This is a genomic window from Pantoea sp. SYBGC1, from assembly GCF_057197005.1.
Genome location: NZ_JBXUNM010000006.1, coordinates 95,905 through 117,471, shown reverse-complemented (window position 1 = coordinate 117,471; position 21,567 = coordinate 95,905). Strand labels below are relative to the sequence as shown.

Sequence of the window (21,567 nt, the reverse complement as noted above, 5' to 3'; positions counted from 1 at the left end):
CTATTGATATCGATACAGCAGCGTTGAGCCATTGTTGTTTTCCAGCGTCAGCGGTACTGCGGCGCTGCCGCCCTGATCGCGCAGCCATTGCGCATACAGGCCGCCCAGCACGGCGCCCATTGCCAGCCGCCAGCGTTCAGCCGGCAGCGTGTCGTGACCGGCTGGCAGCGCATGATGCTCAATCTGAATCGCATTTTCTGCCGGGTGCAGCTGCACAAAGCCCCAGTTGAAGCGGGCCAGCTGCAGATTCATCTCCCGCTCCAGATCCTGCACGGTACGTGAAGCCGGCAGCGGATAGCGCATCGCCAGCGTCTCCCCGGTGCTGGCCAGAAAAGCCGTGGCCTCATCGCCGCCGTTCTCCAGCACGCCCTCTGTCATTACGCAGACCAGGTCAAACCAGCCAGGCTGAGGCGACCAGGTCACGCGTGCGGTGGGTTGCTCGCTCATCAGTTATCTCCAAACATATAGCGGAAGTAGAGGTTGGCAGTGCTTTCGTTATAGTCGCCAAAGGTGTCATACCCCAGCTGCCCGCCAATCGTGACATCTTTATTAATCTTATAATCCGCACCGGCGTGCAGGTTGTAACCTATGCCGTTTTTACTTTCACCGCTGTAGTAAGCACTTCTGACAAAGCCGCGATCGGCCAGACTCTGCAGCTGCGACTGCAGCGCAGCATCGTCCGGGAAATAGGCGCTCTTATCCTGGCTGTAAGACTGATACCCTACCGATCCCCCGACGTTGACTTTCAGATCGTCAAACTGACGGCTGAAATCCACCGGGAATGAAACGGACGCATAGTTCTGCGGGCTGAAATAGCCGCCCTGACCATAACTGAAATAGCTAAGATTTTTGGAGAAATCCATCCAGGAGAGGTTCATCCCCACCTTCAGCTCGCGATCGTCGTAGTGGAAAGGCCGTACATAAACGCCAGCGGTTGCCTGAACGCTCTGGTTGCTCGCCACATTTTCGCCAATGTAGCTATAAGCGCCGCCGCCGGCATAGAGTCCGGCATCGCCGTTGTCATAGCTCAGCAGGGCATTCGCGCCATTTTTCGTTACGCGTCCCCAGCGTTTGCCGCTGGTTTTATCTTCTGCGCCCACATAGGAAAGCAGGCTGTCGGTCATGGCACGGCGTTCACCGGTCAGGATCAGCGTCAGGAAATCAGTCAGCTTCGGTGACCACTGGATCCCGCCCACCAGCGTGCTGAGATCCTGGCCCAGCGGCGTGCTGCCGAGATCGATTTTATAGCTGTCGCCCTTCAGCGCCATGTTCAGCTCAACGCCGGAAGCGGACTGCGAATCGGTAGCTGAAGCGGGTACGTCAGTGAGTTTTGCATCGCCTGCCGCCACCACATTGCCCTGCACCAGCGCATTGCTGCCAAAGCGACGCCATGCATCTCCGCCAGCGCTGCCCGCCGTCAGTGAAACCGGCGTAACGGTAAAATCAAACCGCGATTCGCCAAACGGCACCGTGGAAAAGGTCAGCGGCGCTTTCGCTTCCGTCAGCTTACTCAATCCCGATTCGCCATCGCGTCCGCGTACCTGCATCTGGCCCTGTACCCAGGTCCCGGTTTTCTCCTGCAGCGCCTCCATCATCGTATCAATCTGATGCAGTGTCTGATTCTGCTGCAGCGCGGGCGTATCGGCTGCCAGTGCAGTGTCTGCGGTGCGGCTGACAGTCGGTGCGTTCTGCCACGGCATGACTGCGCCATAGCTGGAAGATGAACGGCCAACCGGCGAGGTGCTGCGGTTGATAAAGGGATTGTCTGCCAGCGCCAGTCCGCCAACCGTGGGTACGCTGCCGCTTTGCGCGCCCTGCAGACCAATCATTTTACCGCGTGCGGTGCGCAGATAACGCATCGCTTCGCTGTGCTCACCGTTGGCTTCCGCTACGCGCGCCAGCAGCAGCAGTCGCTCCGGCGACTCTTCATTACGCAGCCCGCGCGTCAGCGTATTTGCCCTGTTGATATCATTCTGCGCCAGCGCCACGTTAATGGCTCCAGTGCGCGCATCCTGCTGCGGCGTATCCTGCGTGATCAGATAGTCATAGACCACGCCCGCCTCTTTATTCATTTTGCCGGACTGATAGAGACGCGCCATGGCAAACATCAGATCGCGGTTTTGCGGATCCTGCTGCAGCGCACCCACCAGTTTGTCATAGGCCGCCGCATACTGTTTCTGCTCGCGCAGGCGATCCACTTCGTTGATCAGATAGCCGTTGCGCACATCAGCCAGCTGCGCGGGCGTACTGCGCGCCTGCAGCTCAGGCGAGCTGAGAAAACGCTGCGCCTCACCGCTTAAGCCCGCCTGGTTGAGCACCGTAACCTGCGTAGCATAATCCCCGGCGTTACCCTGCACGCCGCGCTGCATGTTGCTGCGTACTACCGCCACGGCGCTGGTGAGATCGCCCGCTTTCGCCAGTTTCTCCGCCAGATTGCCGGCGTCAACCGGATTAGCCGGCGGGGTCGCAGCCAGCGCGCGCAGCGTGTTCGCCGCCGCCGCATTCGAGCCCTGCGCCAGATACTGGTCAGCCGTTGCCATTTGCAGATTAAAGTTAACGCGCTGCGCCAGTTCGCGCATTGCGCCGGTTTTACTGCGATCGGGAATACGCGCCAGCAGCTGGCTGGCCTGCTGCCACGCGCCGCTTTCGCTGGCGTTGAGCGCACCGGCATAGAGTTCGCTGCTGGTCGCACCGTTGCGCATCACCGGCTGCATGACATTGGCCGCCATCAGCGTATTGCCCTGCGCGCGATAGAGCCGCGCCAGATCCAGACGCAGCCAGCCATCGGTGGGATAGCGCTGTACGCCGCTGGTCAGCGTGGCAATCGCGGCAGCGCTATTGCCTGCGGCCTGCTCACGTTTCGCCTGCGCCCGGATGGGATCGCTGTTGTTACCGCGTGGTGCCACGCTCTGCCGTACGCTGTCAGGCAGTGAGGCGAGCAGGCTGTTGGCTTCAGCGCTGCGATTCTGCTGACGCAGCACATAGAACAGCCCCTCTTTGGCACTGCGGTTATCCGCATCGCTTTGCAGGATCGCACGGTAGGTCTGCTCCGCCTGCTGCGGCTGATTGGTGCGGCGCTGCACATCGGCACGGAACAGTTTTGCCGCCACGCCTTTTTCGCCTTCGGCCTGGGTCAGCGGCTCGCTCAGCGCCAGCGCCTGCGCACTGTCGCCGCTTTTCAGCGCCTGCTGAGCGGCGGCAAGCTGCGCGTAAAAACGGGCATCCGCCGCCTGTTTCTGCCGCGCATCGCTCTGATCGCCCCCCAGCTGTGCCGCCCGGTTCAGGTAGTCTGCGGCTTCAGCGTAGCGCCCGGCGCGCTGCGCAACATAGCCCATGCCCGCCAGCGCATCCGCATCCTGCGGGTTCGCCTGCAGCACTTTTTCAAAGCTGGACTGCGCACCGCTGACATCGCCGCTGTTCAGAGCCGTAAAGCCGGCACCCTTTTCCGCGCCGCCCACGTTTTTACGGTAGTACTCCAGTACCGCGTTATCCTGAGGATGACGCTGCTGCCAGGTCTGATAGAGCGCAGCGTCCTGAGCCTGCGGTGCCAGCCAGAGCAGCGCCTGACGCAGCGAGCGGTCAGCCTCTTTGTTGCCGTCAGCCATACCGGCCAGCAGCTCAATTCCCTGACGACGGGTCGACTCCTGATAGGTCATCGCCTTGCCCAGCGCCAGCTGCGCACCGGTATCCTGCGGATGATCGGCGGCAAACTGCCGCAGCGCCTCAACCGCCTGCGGCAGCAGCGTGCGATCGCCAGCCATGGTCAGATAATATTCAGCGGCGACGCTCGGCGGTGGCTCGTTGCCGCTGAAGGTGTTGCGCCACGTCTGCAGCGCTGCGGCGATGTTGCCGCTGCGCGCCTGCTGACGCGCCAGCGACAGCTGCGCCTGCGGAATACTCTGCAGCTGACGGGCGTTATCCAGCTCGGCCAGATGCGCATCGTTGGGCGAAACGGCACTCAGCCGCGCACGCCACTGCGCTGCCTCGGCGGTACTTCCGGTCTGCTGGGAGTAGAGCGCCAGCAGATAGAGCGCCTGGGTATTATTTGGCTCCGCCTGCAGGATTTTCTGCAGCGACGCCTTTGCCAGATCGTCATGCGCTTTCTGATGCCAGTAGGCAGCCTGGTCAAACAGCGCCTGCAGCGCAGGATTGTTGCTCTCTGCCGCCAGCAGCGGCTGAGAGAGCGTCAGCGCCCCACCCAGCAGCAGGGCGTGGCGGATGCCGGCACTCAGTATATTTTTATGCATTCTTTTTATCCTTACTTCCTGCCGGACTGACTGTCTGCTTTGGGATTAAGACGCCGCCATGCGTGACGCTTCAGCATGAGCCAGGCGCTGCTGCCGATCAGCACGGCAACCAGCAGCGCGGCCAGCGCCATCAGCACCGAGTGCTGGTTGGCGTACCACACCACCATCATGTACCACGGCATCTCACCGCTCGGAAACTGCGGGCCAACGCGGAAGCTGCGGATCCCGTTCTCATCGGTAATGATGGCGGTATCGCCGCGAATACCGGCGTTGATGCGCGCTGAGTTAAGATCGTCATGCAGGCGCAGCAGCTGCTGATCGCTGGTTGCCACCGTCATTACCACCAGCCGGTCGGCACTCCACGGCGAGCGATAGCTGACAAAACCGCGCCACGCCTCATTAGAGGAGAAGTAGCGATCGGCGTCCAGCTGCTGACGATACCAGTCGCCGGTCAGCCAGCCGCGCAGCTTCTCCATCAGGCCAGGCTCGTTAACGCTCAGCGTATTGCCACTGGTCTGCCACGGCGTGCCGTGCAGCATCTGCTGCGTAAAGGCACTGTGCTGCATGGTGCTGACCGCCAGTACATCATTCTGCTGCAGCCGGCTCAGGTTGGTGCCGCCTTCAGGCAGGCCAAACAGCACCTGGTTCTGTACCAGCGCAACGCCGGTTGCATTACCCGCGCGCGCCGCCATATCGAGCAGCGTGGCGATCTCCGCATCGCCCGGTTTCTCCGGCAGCAGCAGCGTGGTCTGCGAGAAATCTGCCAGGCGCGTGAACGGGAACGCGGCCCCGACAAAGTAAGAGAGATTTGGCAGCATGGTAAAGTGACGGGTATGGCTCAGATCGATCCACGAATCCTCTTCAATGCGGCTTTTGATGTTGTTGTTAAGCAGTACGCCGCACGGCGCATCCGCTTTTGGCTTGATATTAAAGTAGAGCGCCAGCTGGTTATCGCCGTAAATCAGATACGGCTCCAGCTTCAGGGTATAGTGCTCCTGACGCGCATCGCCGCCCAGGCGGTGCCAGGCGCTCTCCAGCAGGCCGACTTTGTTAACCGTCAGATTACGCAGGAAAGTTCCGTTGAGAGCGACATTCAGGAACGAATTGTTTTCGTCGATCCAGCTTTCAGTGGGAAAACGGTAGTTCAGGTTGACCGGGATCGTATCGCCATCCCATAAAAACAGATCGGGCGCCGCGCGGAAGTTAACGCGCAGCGCGTCATGCCAGATACCGGTCGTGGTCAGGCTCTGATCTTTCCGCAGCAGTTCACTCAGGCGTACCGGGCGTGAGGTGTTGATCCAGCGCGGGGCATCGTAAGGTTTACGCTGGGCCAGCGGCTGCGGCTGCACAGCAAGCTGGCTGGCATCCGTGGTCAGCGGTTTAGTTGTCAGACGATTCGCCGCCTGACGCAGCTGTGCGTCATCACTGCCCACAATCAGCAGCAGTTTATAGACCGGATTATCAGGATTATCGATCACCTGCAGCAGCGGACCGTTGCTGGCTGGCAGCGTCACCATGCCGATTTTATCGCCCGGATGCCCGACCAGAATACCGTTGCGCTCTGGCAGTGCGCCGCGGCTCACCGGAAAGCGAATGCCGCGGTAGTCAGACTGAATGCCCATCCACGACGCCACCAGCGCGGCAGCGCTCACCGCATCCGGCGTCACGCTGCTGGCAAAACCAAAGGTCACGCTGGCGGGAGTCATACGCTGCGCATCGATAAACGGACGCGGGAAGTTGCGCAGACTGGTACCGATGTTCAGCTGCTGACCCTCCAGGCTCAGCGTGGTTTGCGGCAGAATTGTTACCTGATACTGCTGCGCGCTCTCTTTCTCGCACAGCAGCTTATCCGCATCGTTAATTTTAAAGCTGAGATTGTTATCTGACACCACCATGGCAGCCGGGATATCCAGCTGATAGTCGCTGACATCGCTGTCGCTGGAGCCGAGCGGCAGCGTGCCGAGCGGCTGTCCGTTCAGCATCAGCTGCAGCGAGGTGTTGCGCGCTGCCAGCGCTGATGAGACGCGCAGCGACAGGTTGAGACGCGCGTTGGTAACCACCTCATCACCGGGCAGGGTAAAGGTAATGCCCGACTGCAGCTGTCCTCCGGTAAGGGTGATGCCCTGTTTCTGGCCCATCTGCGCCACGGAAATCGTACTGCTTACCGGCTGGTTGAGGACGGCGCTTCCGGTATCAGCCGCAGGTGCAGGCAACAGAATTGCCGGCGCCTCAGTCTCAGCTGGCGCGCCGGCACTGTTTTCCGGCGCATAAGGGGCAGCCCCGGCGGCCTGCTGCAGCTGCTGATCGGCCGTGAGCCCTTCCGGCGGCGGCACGGCTGACAGCGCATTGCTATCCTGTGTGACCGCAGGCTCCTCAGCCTGAACCGGAGTAAGCAGCAGTGCCGTCGCCAGCGAACTGGCGAGCAGCGTTTGCGTTAATCTTTTCATGCTGCGCTGTCCTCTTTGGCCGCAGGCTGGTTATCACGCTTGTGCTTCTCGCGGCGATCTTTCCAGGTCAGCCAGAACAGCTCAAAAACGGTACGAATAATAGTGCCGATCGACACCAGCGGATTGTCCTGCTTGTACTCCGGCTGGATCCACGCATCCGCTCGCGCCAGCACCACGCGAACCAGCTCGCGGCGACGCGCCAGCGGCATCGCGCCAAAGCGCAGGCGAATCGTCTCTGCATCGCCGGAAATTTTGCTGACCGGAATGGTGATGGTGCCGGACTTCAGCAGCAGATCGATCTCTTCAATCTCATCCTGTTCATGCCGGTTATCAGGCGCATCCAGCTGCGCACCGCCCATCGAGAGATCGCTGGTGCGGGTGCGCGACGAAATCCCGCTGGCGTAGTGGATCACAGCCGGGATCTGCACCTCAATACGAATGGTTTTACGCACCTGCTTGGTTTCGCGCGCCACGGCGATGGCCGCCATCAGAATAATCAGACTGAAAATCGCCCAGCCAACGTTGAGCGCGATAACCCAGGGATCGACCCCGAAATAGTCATGCGCCGTCGCGCGGACTACGCCGGCCACAATGCCGATGGAGAGCAGCGTCGCGACAATGACGTGTGGGCGTACGATATGAAAATCAAAGAAGCCCTGATCGAGCAGCCCGCCTTTGTCCGTTACGTTGAACTTGCCATGCTTCGGCGACAGCAGCGTCAGCAGGGTCGGGATCACCAGGTGGAAGCACATCACCGTTTCATAAATCTCTCCCCAGAAGGTATAGCGGAAGCGGCCATTCATGCGGGAGTTAACGTAGAGCGACATCACCAGATGCGGCAGCACATAGGCGAAGATCAGCGACGCCGAAGAGTGGATGATATTCAGGTTAAACAGCAGATAAGCCAGCGGCGCGGTAAGAAACGCCACGCGCGGCAGACCAAACTGAAAGTGCAGCATGGCGTTGAGATAGCAGAGGCGCTGCTGCCACTTCAGGCCGCGACCAAACAGCGGATTATCTACGCGGAAAATCTGCGTCATGCCGCGCGCCCAGCGGGTACGCTGAATAACGTGCAGGCCGAGGCGTTCCGTTGCCAGACCGGCCGCCAGCGGGATCGCCAGAAACGCTGAGCCCCAGCCGCGACGCTGCATTTTCAGCGCGGTGTGCGCATCTTCCGTCACGGTCTCAACGGCAAAGCCGCCAATCTCTTCCAGCGCGCTGCGCCGGATAACGGCACAGGAGCCGCAGAAAAAGGTCGCGTTCCAGTTGTCATTGCCCTGCTGTACCGGACCATAAAACAGCGATCCCTCATTAGGAATAGAGCGGGCGGCGCGCAGGTTGCGCTCGAACGGATCGGGAGAGTAGAAATAGTGCGGCGTCTGCAGCAGGGCCAGCTTCGGATCTTTCAGGAAGGGGCCGACCGTTGCCTGCAGGAACGCGCGCGTGGCGACGTGATCGCAGTCGAACACGCAGATCAGCTCGCCTTTGGTAATGGTCATCGCGTGATTAAGATTGCCCGCTTTGGCGTGCCGGTTGTCATCACGCGTGATATAGCCCACGCCCACGTCGGCGGCGAATACCGCAAACTCGCTGCGCTTGCCGTCATCCAGCAGATAGACTTTGATTTTATCGCGCGGGTAATCGATACACTGCGCCGCCAGCACGGTATCGCGCACCACATCCAGACTTTCGTTATAGGTCGGTACGTATACATCCACTGTGGGCCACAGGCGGGTATCATCCGGCAGCGGTTCGATCGTACGCTTTAATGGCCAGGTGGTCTGCAGGAAGCCGAGAATTAAGATCAGCCAGACGTAAAGTTCAGCCAGATATAAACCAATGCCGAGAATAGCTTCGATCTCGGAATTAAATTCCAGCGTTTCGGTTGTGCGCCACCAGATATATCGGGTCGACATCAGCGCGGAAAGAATAACCATTACCACGGTTATTTTACGGCTTTTGCTGAAGCCCAGTAAAAACATCATCCCGATGCTGATTAAGCCAAAAATATATTGTTTCTGGCTGTCCATAGGCGTGATGATGATTACCGCCGCCACCGGCGCGAGCACCAGCAGCAGCAGGTAAAACCCGAGTTTACTCATGAGTCACCCTGAAAAAGCGTTATAAATTATCTGAGCCAGGCCTGAACCCGGCTATTAATACTGGCTGCGGATCGGTGCCTGAACTTCACCGTTACCGACCTGAATACTAAGCAAATTAGCAATGCGCTTTGCCACCAGTTCAATATCAAATGCGGCCGCGGAAGCGGGACTGAAATCGTAAACTGACTGCTGTGATGCATTCGCTTCCGCCACGCTTTCATCGCGGTGGACAACGCCAAGCAGGTTATCGCCCAGGCGCTGCTGCATAAATGACGTGACTTCCCGGCTGATATTGCGGCGATTGTCGCTTTGGTTCAGCACAAAATAGTGGCCATGTTTATTATTCAGCGGCTGACCAATCATGCGGTTATTTTCAATTTGCGGCAGCAGAGAGACGGATGCCGTATCCGCAAGCATTACCACTAAATGCATATCGGCAAGTTGCTGCATCGCTTTAAGCGCCGGTCCCGGACCGGGAGGAAAATCGGCCACAATCACCAGACCGGGATAATTCAGCACGGTGTCGAGACCGCGCCGCAGAAAATGCGTGTCGCTGGCAAGCTTGTGCTCAAAGCGTTCACGCTGCTCCTCTGTAACGTCGCCGTAGGGCAGCACAAAAATATTTCCGCCGGTGGTCAGAATCGACTGGCTCCAGTCAGCCTGCTCTTCAGAGCGCGCAACAAAGCCGCGGCCATCCTGCAGCGGGACGCCAAAATGCAGACGCAGCGCATTCTGCACATCAAAATCGATTGCCAGCACCTTGCTGCCGGCGCGCGCCAGACTCCATGCAAGGTTGGCCGCCATGGTGGTCTTCCCTACTCCCCCTTTTGGCGAGCACACACAAACTAACGGCATAACGCAATCTTCTCCAGTAACGGTTTGAGGAGTGTTTCTTTGGACAATACAGCGGGTTCAGCCGGACGCGAGCGAAACAGCGTGCTGAAGCGGGCAGAGGCGGGCGGAGCGACAGGCGCTGCCGCTGGCGCTGCTGCGACCGGCACCGCGCTGGCAGGCGGCTGCGGGGCAGCGGAGCGGGCCATAACCGGCTCAGAAAGCGGAGGCGGAAACAGCGAGCCGGCGCGCTGCCGCTCCACAAGCGCCGCCGCTGGCATCGCTGCCGGCGCGCGCTTCGGCGGCGGCGGCGGAAACAGCGCACTGCTGCCCGGCGCGGCCTCGCGAACCGGCGCGGTGGCCGCCAGGCTGGTGAGCAGCGCGGCGCCGTTCTCAGCCGGAGCACGCGGAGCGGCGGGTATGGCTGGCGCGGCAAATGCCTCAGGCCCGACAGGCTGTGGCTGAGGCAGATCGATACGCTGCCCCTGGCCCAGCTCCGGTGCGTCATCTGTACTCAGCTGGCGCAGAATGGCCCACTGATGATGATCGGCGCTCTGCGCCTGACCCGACATATCTTTGAAATCGATATCAAGCGTCTGCGTTTTTTCTTTGAAACGCTGCAGATCGTCATAATTCTTCATGATCAGTGCCTGTGAAAGCAGAGGGAATTTTTTGGCGAATATAGCACACACATTAAAAGACGGTGAGAAAATTCTGATTATTAAAACCGCATATCTGATAAAGCTGCTTTATCTGTGTTTATAAAAAACCGGACGCTTTGCCGGCGGGAGATACGCGGCGAGAAGAGACTAATACATTGCCATTAACCAAAACGAAAAACCCGCTGCAATGCAAATAACTCTATGTAAAAAAAGGATATTTATGAATTCAGCGTTGCATAATCCCAGCGGGTAAGCCGGTAACGCCTGCGCGGTGATTTAAGAATTTGTCTTAGCACGCTGCGCGGGGAGCCCTGGCGCTGACAGTCAGATAACGTAATGTGATAGATTTCCGGTCTTATGCCCGGTTAACCTGATAAAGGTTAGCATTGCTGAACTGTTTTCGCTGAAAAAAAGAAAGGCTCCCGCGGGAGCCTTTTTTATCAGTGGCGTTAATCAGGGTGTTTCCAGCGGCTGGTTTTCATCCTGATCGACCGCAAAGCAGGCAACCTGCTGATCGCCATAGCGTTTGAGTTTTGGCTGCAGCTGCACGCAGGTGCCAAAACGGCGACGGCAGCGCGCGTTGAACGCGCAGCCTGGCGGCGGATTGAGCGGGCTGGGCAGCTCACCGGTCAGTTTAATACGCTCGCGCCGCTCATCCGGATTAAGACGTGGCGTGGCGGAAAGCAGCGCCTGCGTATAAGGATGACGCGGATTGCTGAAGATCGCTTCTTTACTGCCTTTCTCCACGCAGCGTCCCAGGTACATCACCATGACTTCATCGGCGATGTGCTCTACCACTGAGAGGTCGTGCGAAATAAAGACGTAGGAGAGGCCGAGGTCCTGCTGCAGATCCATCATCAGGTTCAGCACCTGCGCGCGCACTGAAACATCGAGCGCCGAAACCGGCTCATCCGCGATCAGGACATCCGGATCCAGCATCAGCCCGCGCGCAATGGCAATACGCTGACGCTGACCGCCGGAGAACATGTGCGGATAGCGATCGTAATGTTCGGTCTTGAGACCCACTTTCGCCATCATCTCCAGCGTTTTTTCACGCCGCTCTGCTTTGCTCAGCGCGGTGTTAATAATCAGCGGCTCTTCGAGGATCTGGCTGATTTTTTTACGCGGGTTGAGTGAGCCGTAGGGGTTCTGAAAGATGATCTGAATTTTCTGCCGGCGTAGTTTTTGCGCCTGTGGATCGTGCTTCAGCAAATCCTGTCCGTGCCAGTAAAGCTCGCCTTCGGTCGGGGTTTCGATCATGGTCAGCAGACGGCCAAGCGTGGATTTTCCGCAGCCCGACTCGCCAACTACCGCCAGCGTTTTACCCCGTTCAAGGTTGAAGGAGACGCCATCAAGCGCCTTCACCAGGCGCTCCTGACCAAACAGGCCTTTCTTCACCGGGTAGTGTTTTTTCAGGTCAATCGCCTGCAGCAGATAATCCTGCTTCATGTTATCAGGACTCATAGGTCGGTCTCCCGGCATCATCCAGTGGGAAGTGGCATTTAGACTGGCGGCCCGGAATATCGCGCAGCGCAGGTTCTTCGGTACGGCAGCGATCGGTCACATAGGGGCAGCGCGGATTCAGCAGACAGCCAGAGGGGCGGTCATATTTGCCCGGCACCACGCCTGGCAGCGATGCCAGCCGCGCTTTGTCTGCCGCAAACTCCGGCAGCGCGCGCAGCAGCGCCTGCGTATAGGGATGACGCGGCGCTTTGAAGATATCCACAGCTTTGCCACTCTCCACCACCTGACCGGCATACATCACGATAATGTGCTGCGCCGCTTCGGCAACCAGCGCCAGATCGTGGGTAATGAGGATCAGCGCCATGTTCTCCTGCTTCTGCAGCGCCAGCAGCAGTTCGATGATCTGCGCCTGAATGGTGACATCCAGCGCCGTGGTTGGCTCATCGGCAATCAGCAGTTTAGGCTTGCAGGCAATCGCCATGGCGATCATCACGCGCTGGCTCATGCCGCCCGACAGCTGGTGCGGATAGACATCCAGCCGCGAAGCCGGATCGGGAATACCGACCTGCTCCAGCAGATCGATAGCGCGCTGGCGGCGGGTGCGTTTACTGCCGCCCTGATGCACCTTGAGCGCTTCCATAATCTGGAAACCCACGGTATAGCAGGGATTAAGGCTGGTCATCGGATCCTGAAAAATCATCGCAACTTCTGCGCCAACCAGCTGCCGGCGCTCTTTTTCAGAGATTTTCTGCAAATCGCGCTGGTTAAACTCCAGCTTCTCAGCCATGACGCGGCCAGGAAAATCGATCAGACCCATAATCGCCAGCGAACTGACTGATTTACCGGAGCCCGACTCACCGACAATCCCGACGACCTGGCCCTGCTCTATCTGATAACTGATGCGGTCAACCGCACGGAACGGTGTTTTTTCGTCGCCGAAATGCACCGATAACTTCTCTACATTTAATAACGCCATCTCGGTGCCTCTTTACTGCTTGAGTTTCGGGTCGAGTGCATCACGCAAACCATCGCCCATGAGGTTGAATGCCAGAACCGTCAGCAGGATGACCACTCCGGGGAAGGTCACTACCCACCAGGCACTTTGCGCATACTGCAGAACGTCGGAGAGCATGGTGCCCCACTCCGGCGTTGGCGGCTGCGCCCCCATTCCGAGAAAGCCCAGCGCCGCCATGTCGAGAATGGCGTTGGAGAAACCGAGCGATGCCTGCACAATCAGCGGAGCCAGGCAGTTTGGCAGAATATTGACGAACATCTGACGCAGCGTTCCCGCGCCTGCCACGCCGGAAGCGGTAACATAATCGCGGTTAACCTCCACCAGCACCGCCGCGCGCGTCAGGCGGATATAGTGCGGCAGCGCCACAAACGTCAGCGCCAGCGAAGCGTTGACGATAGAGGGGCCAAAGATGGCTACCAGCACCAGCGCCAGCAGCAGGCTGGGCAGCGCCAGCATGATATCGACCAGGCGCATAATGGTGGCATCCACTACACCACCGAGATAGCCCGCCATCAGGCCAAAGATCACGCCGAAAATCAGTGACAGCACCACAACCAGGCAGCCTACCAGCAGCGACAGGCGCGCCCCGAACATCAGGCGTGACAAAATATCGCGGCCCACATCATCGGTGCCGAGGATATAACTCCAGCTGCCGCCCTCCTGCCATACCGGCGGATGCAGCAGCGCATCGCGGAACTGCTCTGCCGGACCGTGCGGTGCCAGGAAATCGGCAAAAATCGCAATCAGCAGCATCAGCGTGATGTAAACCAGGCCGATGACCGCGCCCTTATTACGTTTAAAGTAGTGCCAGAATTCCTGAAACGGGGTCATCGGCTTTGGTGCGGCAGTTACGCGCGCGGGTTCAACAGCAGACATAGCTCCCCCTTATTTCTTATGTCGGATGCGCGGGTTAACCACGCCATACAGCAGATCAACCAGCAGGTTGACCAGAATGATCAGGATGGCAACCAGCAGCACGCCGCCCTGCACTACCGGATAGTCGCGGCGCTGCAGCGCTTCAATCAGCCAGCGGCCCAGACCCGGCCATGAGAAGATCGTCTCGGTCAGAATCGCACCGGCCAGCAGCGTACCGACCTGCAGACCGATAACGGTGACCACCGGCAGCATCGCATTACGCAGCGCATGCACAACAATCACCCGCATACGCGTCAGCCCTTTGGCGCGGGCGGTGCGGATATAATCCTCGCCCAGCACCTCCAGCATGGAGGAGCGCGTCATACGCACAATCACCGCCAGCGGAATGGTGCCCAGCACAATCGCCGGCAGGATCATATGCATGACCGCATCTTTGAAGTCGCCCTCTTCTCCCCACAAGAGCGTATCGATCAGCATAAAGCCGGTCAGGGGATGGCTGTCGTCAAGGAAGATGGTATCGCTGACCCGGCCAGAGACCGGCGTCAGGTTAAGCTGCACCGATACCAGCATAATCAGCATGATGCCCCACCAGAAGATCGGCATGGAGTAGCCGGTCAGGGAGATCCCCACGGCGGTATGATCGAAAATTGAGCCGCGCTTTACGGCGGCCAGTACGCCCACCGGAATACCCACGGCGATAGCAAACAGCATGGCGCAGATGCCCAGCTCCAGCGTCGCCTGAAAGCGCGGGACAAACTCCTCCCACACCGGAATGCGGCTCTTCAGGGAGATACCGAGATCGCCGTGCAGCACCCCATTGATATAGGTGATGTACTGCTTCCACATCGGCTGGTCGAGGCCAAACTGCGCCATCAGCTGTGCGTGACGCTCCGGAGAGATACCGCGTTCGCCCGCCATGATCAGCACCGGGTCGCCGGGGATCAGATGAACAAACGCAAAGGTCAGTAGAGTAATACCGATAAACGTCGGGATGACAAGGCCCAGACGTCGGAGTATGAATTGCAGCATAAGCCGGATTCTCAGTCATTCTCCCGCAGCGGAAAGTCGTCGCGGGACTACATTGCTCATAACGCGCGGTCGGCAAAGCCGGACGCGATGCAGGCAGCGCTTCAGTAAAAGTATTTGCCGGAAAAAAGTACGGGACGCGGATGGCAAAGAGCGCATCCGAGGGCCAGCAGGCTGGCCCTCACCGTGATAATCCGAAAGGGTTATTCCTGAATATCGACGTTTTCGAAGTGATGCTTACCTAACGGATCAACCACATAACCGCTCACTTTCTTGCTGACAGGCTCATAGACGGTCGAGTGTGCAATGATCAGCGCCGGGGCCTGATCGTGCATAACGACCTGCGCCTGCTTGTAGAGCGCAATACGTTTGTTGTGATCGGCTTCTGCACGCGCCGGCTGAATCAGATCTTCAAACGGCTTGTAGCACCAGCGGGAGTAGTTGGAGCCATCTTTTGCCGCTGCACAGCTGAACAGCGTGGCAAAGAAGTTATCCGGGTCGCCATTATCGCCGGTCCAGCCCATCATGACCGTCTGGTGTTCGCCTGCTTTGGCGCGCTTGAGATATTCGCCCCACTCATAGGTAACAATTTTGGCTTTTACGCCAATTTTCGCCCAGTCCGCCTGAACCATCTCCGCCATGCGGCGCGCGTTCGGGTTGTATGGACGCTGCACCGGCATTGCCCAGAGATCGATAGAGAAGCCATCCGCCATGCCTGCTTCTTTCAGCAGCGCTTTGGCTTTTTCCGGATCGTAGGCGTAATCTTTGATCTCGTCGTTATAGCCCCACATGGTTGGCGGGATCAGGTTTTTCGCTGCCTGCCCTGCTCCCTGATAGACCGCATCGATGATCGCTTGCTTGTTGACCGCCATGGTCAGCGCCTGACGCACTTTGGCGTTATCCAGCGGCTTTTTCTCTGTATTGAATGAGAGATAACCCACGTTCAGGCCAGGCTGCTCCATCAGATTGATTTTGCTGTCTTTCTTCATGCTGGCGATGTCCGCCGGATTCGGATAAGGCATCACCTGACACTCGCCTTTCTGCAGCTTGGCGTAGCGCACTGACGCATCTGGTGTAATAGAGAAGACCAGACGGTCGATTTTTGGTTTAGTCCCCCAGAAGTCCGGGTTCGCTTTGTAGAGAATGCGCGAATCTTTCTGATACTGCTGCAGTACAAACGGACCGGTGCCGACCGGATTGAGGTCGATTTTTTCCGGCGTGCCTGCTTTCAGCATGTTGTCCGCATACTCTTTGGAAAGAATAGAAGCGAAGTCCATACCGAGGTCAGCGAGGAAAGGCGCTTCAGGACGGGTCAGGGTGAAACGCACGGTGTGATCGTCAACTTTTTCAATTTTGCCGATCAGCTTCGGCATATCCATGCCTTCGAAATATTCATAGCTGCCGCCAGAGACGCCGTGGAATTTGTTGTTTTTATCGAGCTGGCGCTCAAATGAAAACACCACGTCATCGGCGTTAAACTCGCGCGTCGGTTTGAAATCTTTCGTGCTCTGCCACTTCACACCCTGGCGCAGGTGGAAAGTGTAGGTTTTGCCATCTTCGCTGACATCCCACTTTTCAGCCAGGCCTGGCTGCAGTTCAGTGGTGCCGGTTTTAAACTCAACCAGACGGTTATAAATCGGGACCGAGCTGGCATCATAGGTGGTGCCAGAGGTAAAGAGCTGCGGGTTGAAACCTTCCGGCGAGCCTTCTGAACAGTAGACAAGGGTCTTCGCCTGAACACCGGCAGCGACGGTCATCGCAATCAGGCTGAGACCGGCCTTCAGCATCCTGGATTTAGCCCGGGAGTTCATCATGTTTTGCTCCATTGTGATGTGATGTTGTGTGCATCGCCCGTCCTCTGATTTTTTTATGCGGTACGGGCAGGTCTGACAGCGACCAGAATGTGAGCGGTTATTGTTATTGCCCTGGCGGGGTAAACCAGCCAGATGCGTCCGTCTCTACATCTTACTGAGGCATCAATTTGTCAACAGTTGCAACGAACGTCAATACAATGTGGGGTTATTTACACAGAGTGTGAGTAAGTGCAAGCAACGATAAAAAAGAGAATTAGAGAGAGAAACCGATATATAAAGCGGTGAAAAAGCGTTCGATACCGCTGGATTATCTGGCGCTTGCGTCAGATAACAGTGATTATCACCGTTAAAAAACATCTTAAAGTTGTCGGTAAATGTTGAATATATGAACGATTCCCCGTGCGTTATGACGTTCAGGCAGCGAAATATGCTGGCGTAATGGCATAAGAAATCAGCAAAAAGCAAAAGCTGGTCATAAGCAGAATGTGTCGCGAATTAAGAGAGGTGCTTTGATGCAGCAAGGGATGAAGAGCGGTGTTGAGGGATAATAAGGTTTATCCCGGTAATGATTAATGGAATGCGTAAATTGATGACTTTGCCTGATCGCTGCCGGAATGTGAGTCTGGTTCAGAAAAGGTCAGTAAATCCTCAGTCATCGCCGAAGCCGGATAAAGGGTGAAATGCGGAGTCGTGGAGTAAAGCGTCACACGTCATAGATGGCGTGTGCCGGACAATCAGAGACGGGACAGCGTCTTTACGGAGCGGTCGCGTATTTCCCCCTGAGAGTGCAAATACGACAGACGAAAAAAAACCTGCTTTTCGCAAAGCAGGTTTCTTAAATGATGGTCGGCGAGAGAGGATTCGAACCTCCGACCCACTGGTCCCAAACCAGTTGCGCTACCAAGCTGCGCTACTCGCCGATGGGGGCGAATATTACTGCTGCGCCTTTACAGCGTCAATCCCTTTTCCCTTTAAAGCTGCCTGATTGCCTGAAAAGCAGGCAACCCGCGCCGGGAAAGCGATCTCAGCGCGGGCATACCGGTCAGAGATTGCTCTGTGCTTTAGCGGCGGGAGCCTGACACCAGTTGTTTGCCGGATTGATACCGCCATTGGGTGAGGTGTAGCCCAGACAGCCCAGTATGGTATCAAACAGCTCAACGTGACGATGCGTTTTACCGACACGCTGCTGCGCCTGCAGCCGCTCAAAGTTGCTGCGGTTAACCGGATCGTCCAGATATTTATCGGACGCCCAGACCATCATCGGCACGCGGAACTGCTCCGGCGGCGCCATCTCACGTGGGGTCCCGTGCAGGTGCATATTTTCACTGATCGACTCGCCGTGATCCGCCGCATAGAACACCAGCGCTTTTTTATCACGCAGCTGATCCAGCACGCTGTCGAGCATCGAGTCCACATACAAAATGGAGTTGTCATAAGCGTTGATCAACTGCGCTTTGCTGCAGGTGTCATCCACGCCCATGCACTCAGGCTGATAACGCGCGAAGCTGCGGGGATAGCGCTGCGAGTAAAGATAGTGTGAGCCTTTGGTATGCAGCACCACCAGATGTTTGCCTTTCGGGAAACGCTGCAGGGAAGCCTGCAGTTCCGGCACCAGCAGCATGTCGTCTACCGCTTTACCCTGATTACGCTTTTCAGAGCCGATCTGTTCGCGGAAAGAGAAATTATTCACATCGGCATTATCATAAAACCAGACCTCGCTCTGCATGGCGAACAGCTCAGAGGTGAAACCCAGCTCTTTCATAACGGCAAATACGTTCTGCTCTTTCAGGGTGCGACCCGGGTTATCCATCGTGCCGCCTTCGCGAACAAACATGCAGCGCAGCGAGAGCTTGGTTGCGGTGTCGCAGGACTCACCGCGAAACGCCACCAGGTTTTTCTCTTTGGAGAGCTTTGGCGTGGTATCGCGATCGTAGCCCAGCATCCCCATATGATCCCAGCGCGTGGTTTCACCGATCACAAACACGACGTAAGTGTCATCAATGCCTGCCGGTGCCACATAAGTAAAGTTTTTCGCCGGATCGAACAGCGCTTCGCTGTCCAGCTTTTCATCCACTTTAGTCCAGGTAAACAGCCCCAGAGCGGCAATCCAGTTAGAAGGCAGATAAGAGTGTGCCACTACCCCGCCATAGCTGGGCAGATCGATATTCGTGATCTCTTCCTGCGTTTTCTGCAGTTTGTCAAAGTAGCGGATCGGCAGCCATACCAGCGCCACGCTCAGCAGCATAATGGCTACCGGTTTCAGGCGTTGTCCCGGCGTTTTCAGCTGCTCAATCAGCGTCATACGCAGCCGGTTGCGCCAGATCAGCAGCAGCGGCAGCGCGCTCACCAGCACCATCCAGACAACAAAGTGCAGACCGATCACTTCTTTAGAGAGATCGATGTCGGTTGTCATAACCGAAGCCACAATGCCGTAGCCAATCACGACATTAAAGAAGGTCATGTAATATGCCGCGGCTACGGAAATCACCACCAGCAGACTGGCCAGCACGCGGTAAGCCCATTTTCCACCCAGCGAGAGCAGGCGCATCAGGAAAAAGGTAAGCAAAACAGCGGCCGTGACTTCAGCAACAGCAGAAAGCCAGTCGGACGGGGTTGATCTGGTTAAGAAGCCGTCAAAGCGGCGGTAAAAAATTGGCAGGTTTAGCAGGATGCCAAGATAAAGTGCGAGCAGCAGAGAGAGCTTCTGCTGAGTTAAGCTTTTGATATAATTCATTTAAATTTTCTGTTCCCGACCCGGTGTCGATTTATCACCGTTCCTGTGACTCTGTTCAGACAGCAAGGTTCGCTTTGAGAATGGAAAAGCGTGACGTATCGAGCAGGATCGGGACGAATCTGAACCGAAAATAACTGCGATGCCGTGTTAAGCGCAGCAGTAGAACATTTAACCAATGGTAAGACCAGATTTTTTTGTGCGGGCTAAAAGCGGGCGAATAAAAAAGGCTCCCGCAGGAGCCCGGTTAACCGCGTGCGTGCTTAATTAATGATGTTCAGCGTCACGTCGATATTGCCGCGGGTGGCATTAGAGTAAGGGCACACAATGTGTGCAGCATCGACCAGCTTTTGGGCTTCTGCAGCATCCATCTCCGGCAGGTGGATATTCAGCGTCGCTTCAATACCAAACCCGGTCGGAATCGGGCCGATGCCAACTTTACCTTCAATCCACGCCTCTTTTGGCATCGCAATTTTGTCGCGACCGGCAACAAATTTCATGGCGCCGAGGAAACAGGCTGAATAGCCCGCCGCAAACAGCTGTTCAGGGTTAGTCGCCTCGCCACCGGCTCCGCCCATCTCTTTCGGCACGCCCAGCTTAACGTCCAGTACGTTGTCAGAAGAGGTTGCACGTCCGTCACGGCCACCGGTTGCTTTTGCTTTAGCTGTATAAACCACTTTCTCTAAAGACATACTTTATCTCCGTTCGCTATATAATAGCGCGCTACTTATCCGCGCCCATGTAAATGCTTTTCTATCCGCGCAGTCAGCCTGCGCGGTTCAGATTGGTTCGCAGCATATCAAGCTGCTCTTTCAGCGCTGTCATCGTCCCGGTGTCACAGGCCGTCGCACACTGCACCGCTTCCGGAATCACAGCAGCGCGCGCCTGTAGCTCGCGCCCCTCATCGGTCAGCGTCACCACGACCTGCCGTTCATCCTGGCGTGAACGCTGCCGGCGTACCAGCCCGGCTGTTTCCAGCCGCTTAAGCAGCGGCGTCAGCGTCGCGGAATCAAGAAACAGCTGTTCGCCAATTTCTGATACCGTGACTCCATCCTGCGCCCAGAGCACCAGCATCACCAGGTATTGCGGATAGGTAATATTGAGTGCCGCCAGCTGCTGACGATAGACCTTATGCATGGCCAGATTCGCCGAGTAGAGTGCGAAACAGAGATGCTGATCAACCTGGAGTGGCGGCCGCTTCACTTTTTTGCCATCTTGATTACTGTTCATGCAGATCAATATAGATAGCGCGCTAGATAATTGCAAGCTACTTTTCACGGGAGAGTGAAGATGCAGGATTCACTGGAAGAGCAGGCGCGTCGCTTTGCTACTGAGCTTCATGCGGCTGCAGGCCAGCGGCGTAAATACACCGATGAGCCCTATATCGTTCATCCACAGGCAGTGGCTGAACTGGTTCGCAGCGTCACCGATGATGAAGAGATGCTGGCAGCTGCCTGGCTGCACGATACGGTAGAAGACACATCCAGCACGCTACAGGATATTGAACAGCAGTTTGGCCAGCGCGTGGCCGGGCTGGTTGCGATGCTGACCGACAGCGCCCAGCCGCAGGCCAGAAACCGTGCGGCGCGCAAGCTGGCTCATTTCCGGCATACGGCGGACGCCTCGCCCGAAGCGCAGACAATTAAACTGGCAGATATTATCGATAATACCCGCGCGATAGTGCAGTTTGACCCGGATTTTGCGCGCGTTTATCTGATCGAGAAGCAGGTGCAGATTCAGCTGCTGTTGCAGGGCGATAAACAGCTCTGGCAGCAGGCGCATCAGAATATTAAACAGGGATTGCAGCAGCTGTCGCAGCCTCCCTATAACGTTCCGGAAAGCTGGTTTGCCCGTCAGGCGGCTAAATTTGAAACGCTGGAATAAAAAACCCGCCGTGCAGGCGGGTCGGAGAACCGATAATTGTATTACTCAAGCAGCTGCCGTCCCAGATAGGGATTCGCCTGCAGCAGCTTCATCAATTTGCGCGCCGTAGCGGAGGGGCGCGTGCGCTGCGCTTCCCAGCTTTTTACTGATGAGACGCTCACCCCCATCACGCGGGCGAACTCATCCACCTGCATGCCGGTCATCTCACGTAAACGCTGTGGCTCGGGAACTGACACCGTGTTGAGTGCAATATCTGATACGGAAGGCTTAGCATCACGTGTCAAAACAATTTGCTCAAGACTGCTGAGTAATTCAACCATTGGATCTTTTAATTCCATAGAGAACTCCTTAAAACTCACTATGAAGCACGTGAAAGTAGAGAGGTAAGCATCAAATGATGCTGAAACCAGGCTTTATCAGGCTGCATCCCGCAGCGGTTTGGACGTTAGAGTTATAAAACCGTTACGG

Annotated in this window: 16 protein-coding genes and 1 tRNA gene; 1 reads left to right on the top strand and 16 read right to left on the bottom strand. The window is 57.1% G+C overall.

Annotated features, from left to right (window positions below):
* The 15 genes from bcsD to AC2CF9_RS12155 all read right to left on the bottom strand — a co-directional run bounded on the left by bcsD (window position 1) and on the right by AC2CF9_RS12155 (window position 20,445).
* The gene (gene bcsD, locus AC2CF9_RS12225) at window positions 1–447 is read right to left on the bottom strand and encodes a cellulose biosynthesis protein BcsD (RefSeq protein ID WP_150017852.1); all 447 of its coding nucleotides are present in this window, start codon (window positions 445–447) and stop codon (window positions 1–3) included.
* On the bottom strand, window positions 447–4,247 hold the full coding sequence (locus AC2CF9_RS12220) for a cellulose biosynthesis protein BcsC (protein ID WP_484557129.1): 3,801 nt from the start codon (window positions 4,245–4,247) through the stop codon (window positions 447–449). Before AC2CF9_RS12220 ends, bcsD begins: the two co-directional genes overlap by 1 nt.
* Window positions 4,248–4,258: 11 nt before the next feature.
* Window positions 4,259–6,694 carry a cellulose biosynthesis cyclic di-GMP-binding regulatory protein BcsB gene (bcsB, locus tag AC2CF9_RS12215; protein ID WP_484557128.1) on the bottom strand — a complete coding sequence of 812 codons (2,436 nt, stop codon included), beginning with the start codon at window positions 6,692–6,694 and terminating at the stop codon, window positions 4,259–4,261.
* On the bottom strand, window positions 6,691–8,796 hold the full coding sequence (bcsA, locus tag AC2CF9_RS12210) for a UDP-forming cellulose synthase catalytic subunit (RefSeq protein WP_484557127.1): 2,106 nt from the start codon (window positions 8,794–8,796) through the stop codon (window positions 6,691–6,693). The genes bcsB and bcsA overlap by 4 nt, the downstream gene beginning before the upstream one ends.
* A gap of 54 nt (window positions 8,797–8,850) precedes the next feature.
* Window positions 8,851–9,651: a cellulose biosynthesis protein BcsQ gene (bcsQ, locus tag AC2CF9_RS12205; RefSeq protein ID WP_150017848.1), complete on the bottom strand. Its 801-nt coding sequence runs from the start codon at window positions 9,649–9,651 to the stop codon at window positions 8,851–8,853.
* Window positions 9,642–10,268: a cellulose biosynthesis protein BcsO gene (gene bcsO / locus AC2CF9_RS12200; RefSeq protein ID WP_190314993.1), complete on the bottom strand. Its 627-nt coding sequence runs from the start codon at window positions 10,266–10,268 to the stop codon at window positions 9,642–9,644. The genes bcsQ and bcsO overlap by 10 nt, the downstream gene beginning before the upstream one ends.
* A 474-nt stretch (window positions 10,269–10,742) precedes the next feature.
* Window positions 10,743–11,753, bottom strand: a complete 1,011-nt coding sequence (dppF, locus tag AC2CF9_RS12195; protein ID WP_484557126.1) for a dipeptide ABC transporter ATP-binding subunit DppF — start codon at window positions 11,751–11,753, stop codon at window positions 10,743–10,745.
* The gene (gene dppD / locus AC2CF9_RS12190; RefSeq protein WP_150017846.1) at window positions 11,743–12,729 is read right to left on the bottom strand and encodes a dipeptide ABC transporter ATP-binding protein; all 987 of its coding nucleotides are present in this window, start codon (window positions 12,727–12,729) and stop codon (window positions 11,743–11,745) included. Before dppD ends, dppF begins: the two co-directional genes overlap by 11 nt.
* 12 nt (window positions 12,730–12,741) lie before the next feature.
* Window positions 12,742–13,644, bottom strand: a complete 903-nt coding sequence (dppC, locus tag AC2CF9_RS12185) for a dipeptide ABC transporter permease DppC (RefSeq protein WP_150017845.1) — start codon at window positions 13,642–13,644, stop codon at window positions 12,742–12,744.
* 9 nt (window positions 13,645–13,653) lie between these two features.
* A complete protein-coding gene (gene dppB / locus AC2CF9_RS12180; RefSeq protein WP_484557125.1) occupies window positions 13,654–14,673 on the bottom strand; it encodes a dipeptide ABC transporter permease DppB in 1,020 nt (339 codons plus the stop codon).
* A 200-nt stretch (window positions 14,674–14,873) separates the two neighbouring features.
* The gene (dppA, locus tag AC2CF9_RS12175) at window positions 14,874–16,484 is read right to left on the bottom strand and encodes a dipeptide ABC transporter periplasmic-binding protein DppA (RefSeq protein ID WP_484557124.1); all 1,611 of its coding nucleotides are present in this window, start codon (window positions 16,482–16,484) and stop codon (window positions 14,874–14,876) included.
* An 843-nt stretch (window positions 16,485–17,327) separates the two neighbouring features.
* Window positions 17,328–17,404: transfer RNA gene (locus AC2CF9_RS12170), tRNA-Pro, on the bottom strand.
* Between the two features lie 122 nt (window positions 17,405–17,526).
* Window positions 17,527–19,218 (bottom strand): kdo(2)-lipid A phosphoethanolamine 7''-transferase, encoded by a 1,692-nt coding sequence (eptB, locus tag AC2CF9_RS12165; protein WP_150017842.1) that lies wholly within the window; start codon window positions 19,216–19,218, stop codon window positions 17,527–17,529.
* Window positions 19,219–19,478: 260 nt separating this feature from the next.
* The gene (locus AC2CF9_RS12160) at window positions 19,479–19,907 is read right to left on the bottom strand and encodes an organic hydroperoxide resistance protein (RefSeq protein ID WP_484557123.1); all 429 of its coding nucleotides are present in this window, start codon (window positions 19,905–19,907) and stop codon (window positions 19,479–19,481) included.
* Between the two features lie 73 nt (window positions 19,908–19,980).
* On the bottom strand, window positions 19,981–20,445 hold the full coding sequence (locus tag AC2CF9_RS12155) for a MarR family winged helix-turn-helix transcriptional regulator (protein ID WP_484557122.1): 465 nt from the start codon (window positions 20,443–20,445) through the stop codon (window positions 19,981–19,983).
* 60 nt (window positions 20,446–20,505) lie between these two features.
* On the opposite strand from AC2CF9_RS12155, the gene AC2CF9_RS12150 reads away from it, so the two are divergent.
* On the top strand, window positions 20,506–21,099 hold the full coding sequence (locus tag AC2CF9_RS12150) for an HD domain-containing protein (protein ID WP_150017840.1): 594 nt from the start codon (window positions 20,506–20,508) through the stop codon (window positions 21,097–21,099).
* 41 nt (window positions 21,100–21,140) lie between these two features.
* Here AC2CF9_RS12150 and AC2CF9_RS12145 read toward each other — a convergent pair whose 3' ends face one another.
* Window positions 21,141–21,437, bottom strand: coding sequence for an HTH-type transcriptional regulator (locus AC2CF9_RS12145; protein ID WP_039381633.1), 297 nt, complete (start codon window positions 21,435–21,437; stop codon window positions 21,141–21,143).
* Between the last annotated feature and the right edge of the window lie 130 nt (window positions 21,438–21,567).

Excerpts from the sequence above, each read along its gene's own strand:
- bcsD (WP_150017852.1), bottom strand. The coding sequence starts at position 447 with ATGAGCGAGCAACCCACCGCACGCGTGACCTGGTCGCCTCAGCCTGGC.
- AC2CF9_RS12220 (WP_484557129.1), bottom strand. The coding sequence starts at position 4,247 with ATGCATAAAAATATACTGAGTGCCGGCATCCGCCACGCCCTGCTGCTG.
- bcsB (WP_484557128.1), bottom strand. The coding sequence starts at position 6,694 with ATGAAAAGATTAACGCAAACGCTGCTCGCCAGTTCGCTGGCGACGGCA.
- bcsA (WP_484557127.1), bottom strand. The coding sequence starts at position 8,796 with ATGAGTAAACTCGGGTTTTACCTGCTGCTGCTGGTGCTCGCGCCGGTG.
- bcsQ (WP_150017848.1), bottom strand. The coding sequence starts at position 9,651 with ATGCCGTTAGTTTGTGTGTGCTCGCCAAAAGGGGGAGTAGGGAAGACC.
- bcsO (WP_190314993.1), bottom strand. The coding sequence starts at position 10,268 with ATGAAGAATTATGACGATCTGCAGCGTTTCAAAGAAAAAACGCAGACG.
- dppF (WP_484557126.1), bottom strand. The coding sequence starts at position 11,753 with ATGAGTCCTGATAACATGAAGCAGGATTATCTGCTGCAGGCGATTGAC.
- dppD (WP_150017846.1), bottom strand. The coding sequence starts at position 12,729 with ATGGCGTTATTAAATGTAGAGAAGTTATCGGTGCATTTCGGCGACGAA.
- dppC (WP_150017845.1), bottom strand. The coding sequence starts at position 13,644 with ATGTCTGCTGTTGAACCCGCGCGCGTAACTGCCGCACCAAAGCCGATG.
- dppB (WP_484557125.1), bottom strand. The coding sequence starts at position 14,673 with ATGCTGCAATTCATACTCCGACGTCTGGGCCTTGTCATCCCGACGTTT.
- dppA (WP_484557124.1), bottom strand. The coding sequence starts at position 16,484 with ATGATGAACTCCCGGGCTAAATCCAGGATGCTGAAGGCCGGTCTCAGC.
- eptB (WP_150017842.1), bottom strand. The coding sequence starts at position 19,218 with ATGAATTATATCAAAAGCTTAACTCAGCAGAAGCTCTCTCTGCTGCTC.
- AC2CF9_RS12160 (WP_484557123.1), bottom strand. The coding sequence starts at position 19,907 with ATGTCTTTAGAGAAAGTGGTTTATACAGCTAAAGCAAAAGCAACCGGT.
- AC2CF9_RS12155 (WP_484557122.1), bottom strand. The coding sequence starts at position 20,445 with ATGAACAGTAATCAAGATGGCAAAAAAGTGAAGCGGCCGCCACTCCAG.
- AC2CF9_RS12150 (WP_150017840.1), top strand. The coding sequence starts at position 20,506 with ATGCAGGATTCACTGGAAGAGCAGGCGCGTCGCTTTGCTACTGAGCTT.
- AC2CF9_RS12145 (WP_039381633.1), bottom strand. The coding sequence starts at position 21,437 with ATGGAATTAAAAGATCCAATGGTTGAATTACTCAGCAGTCTTGAGCAA.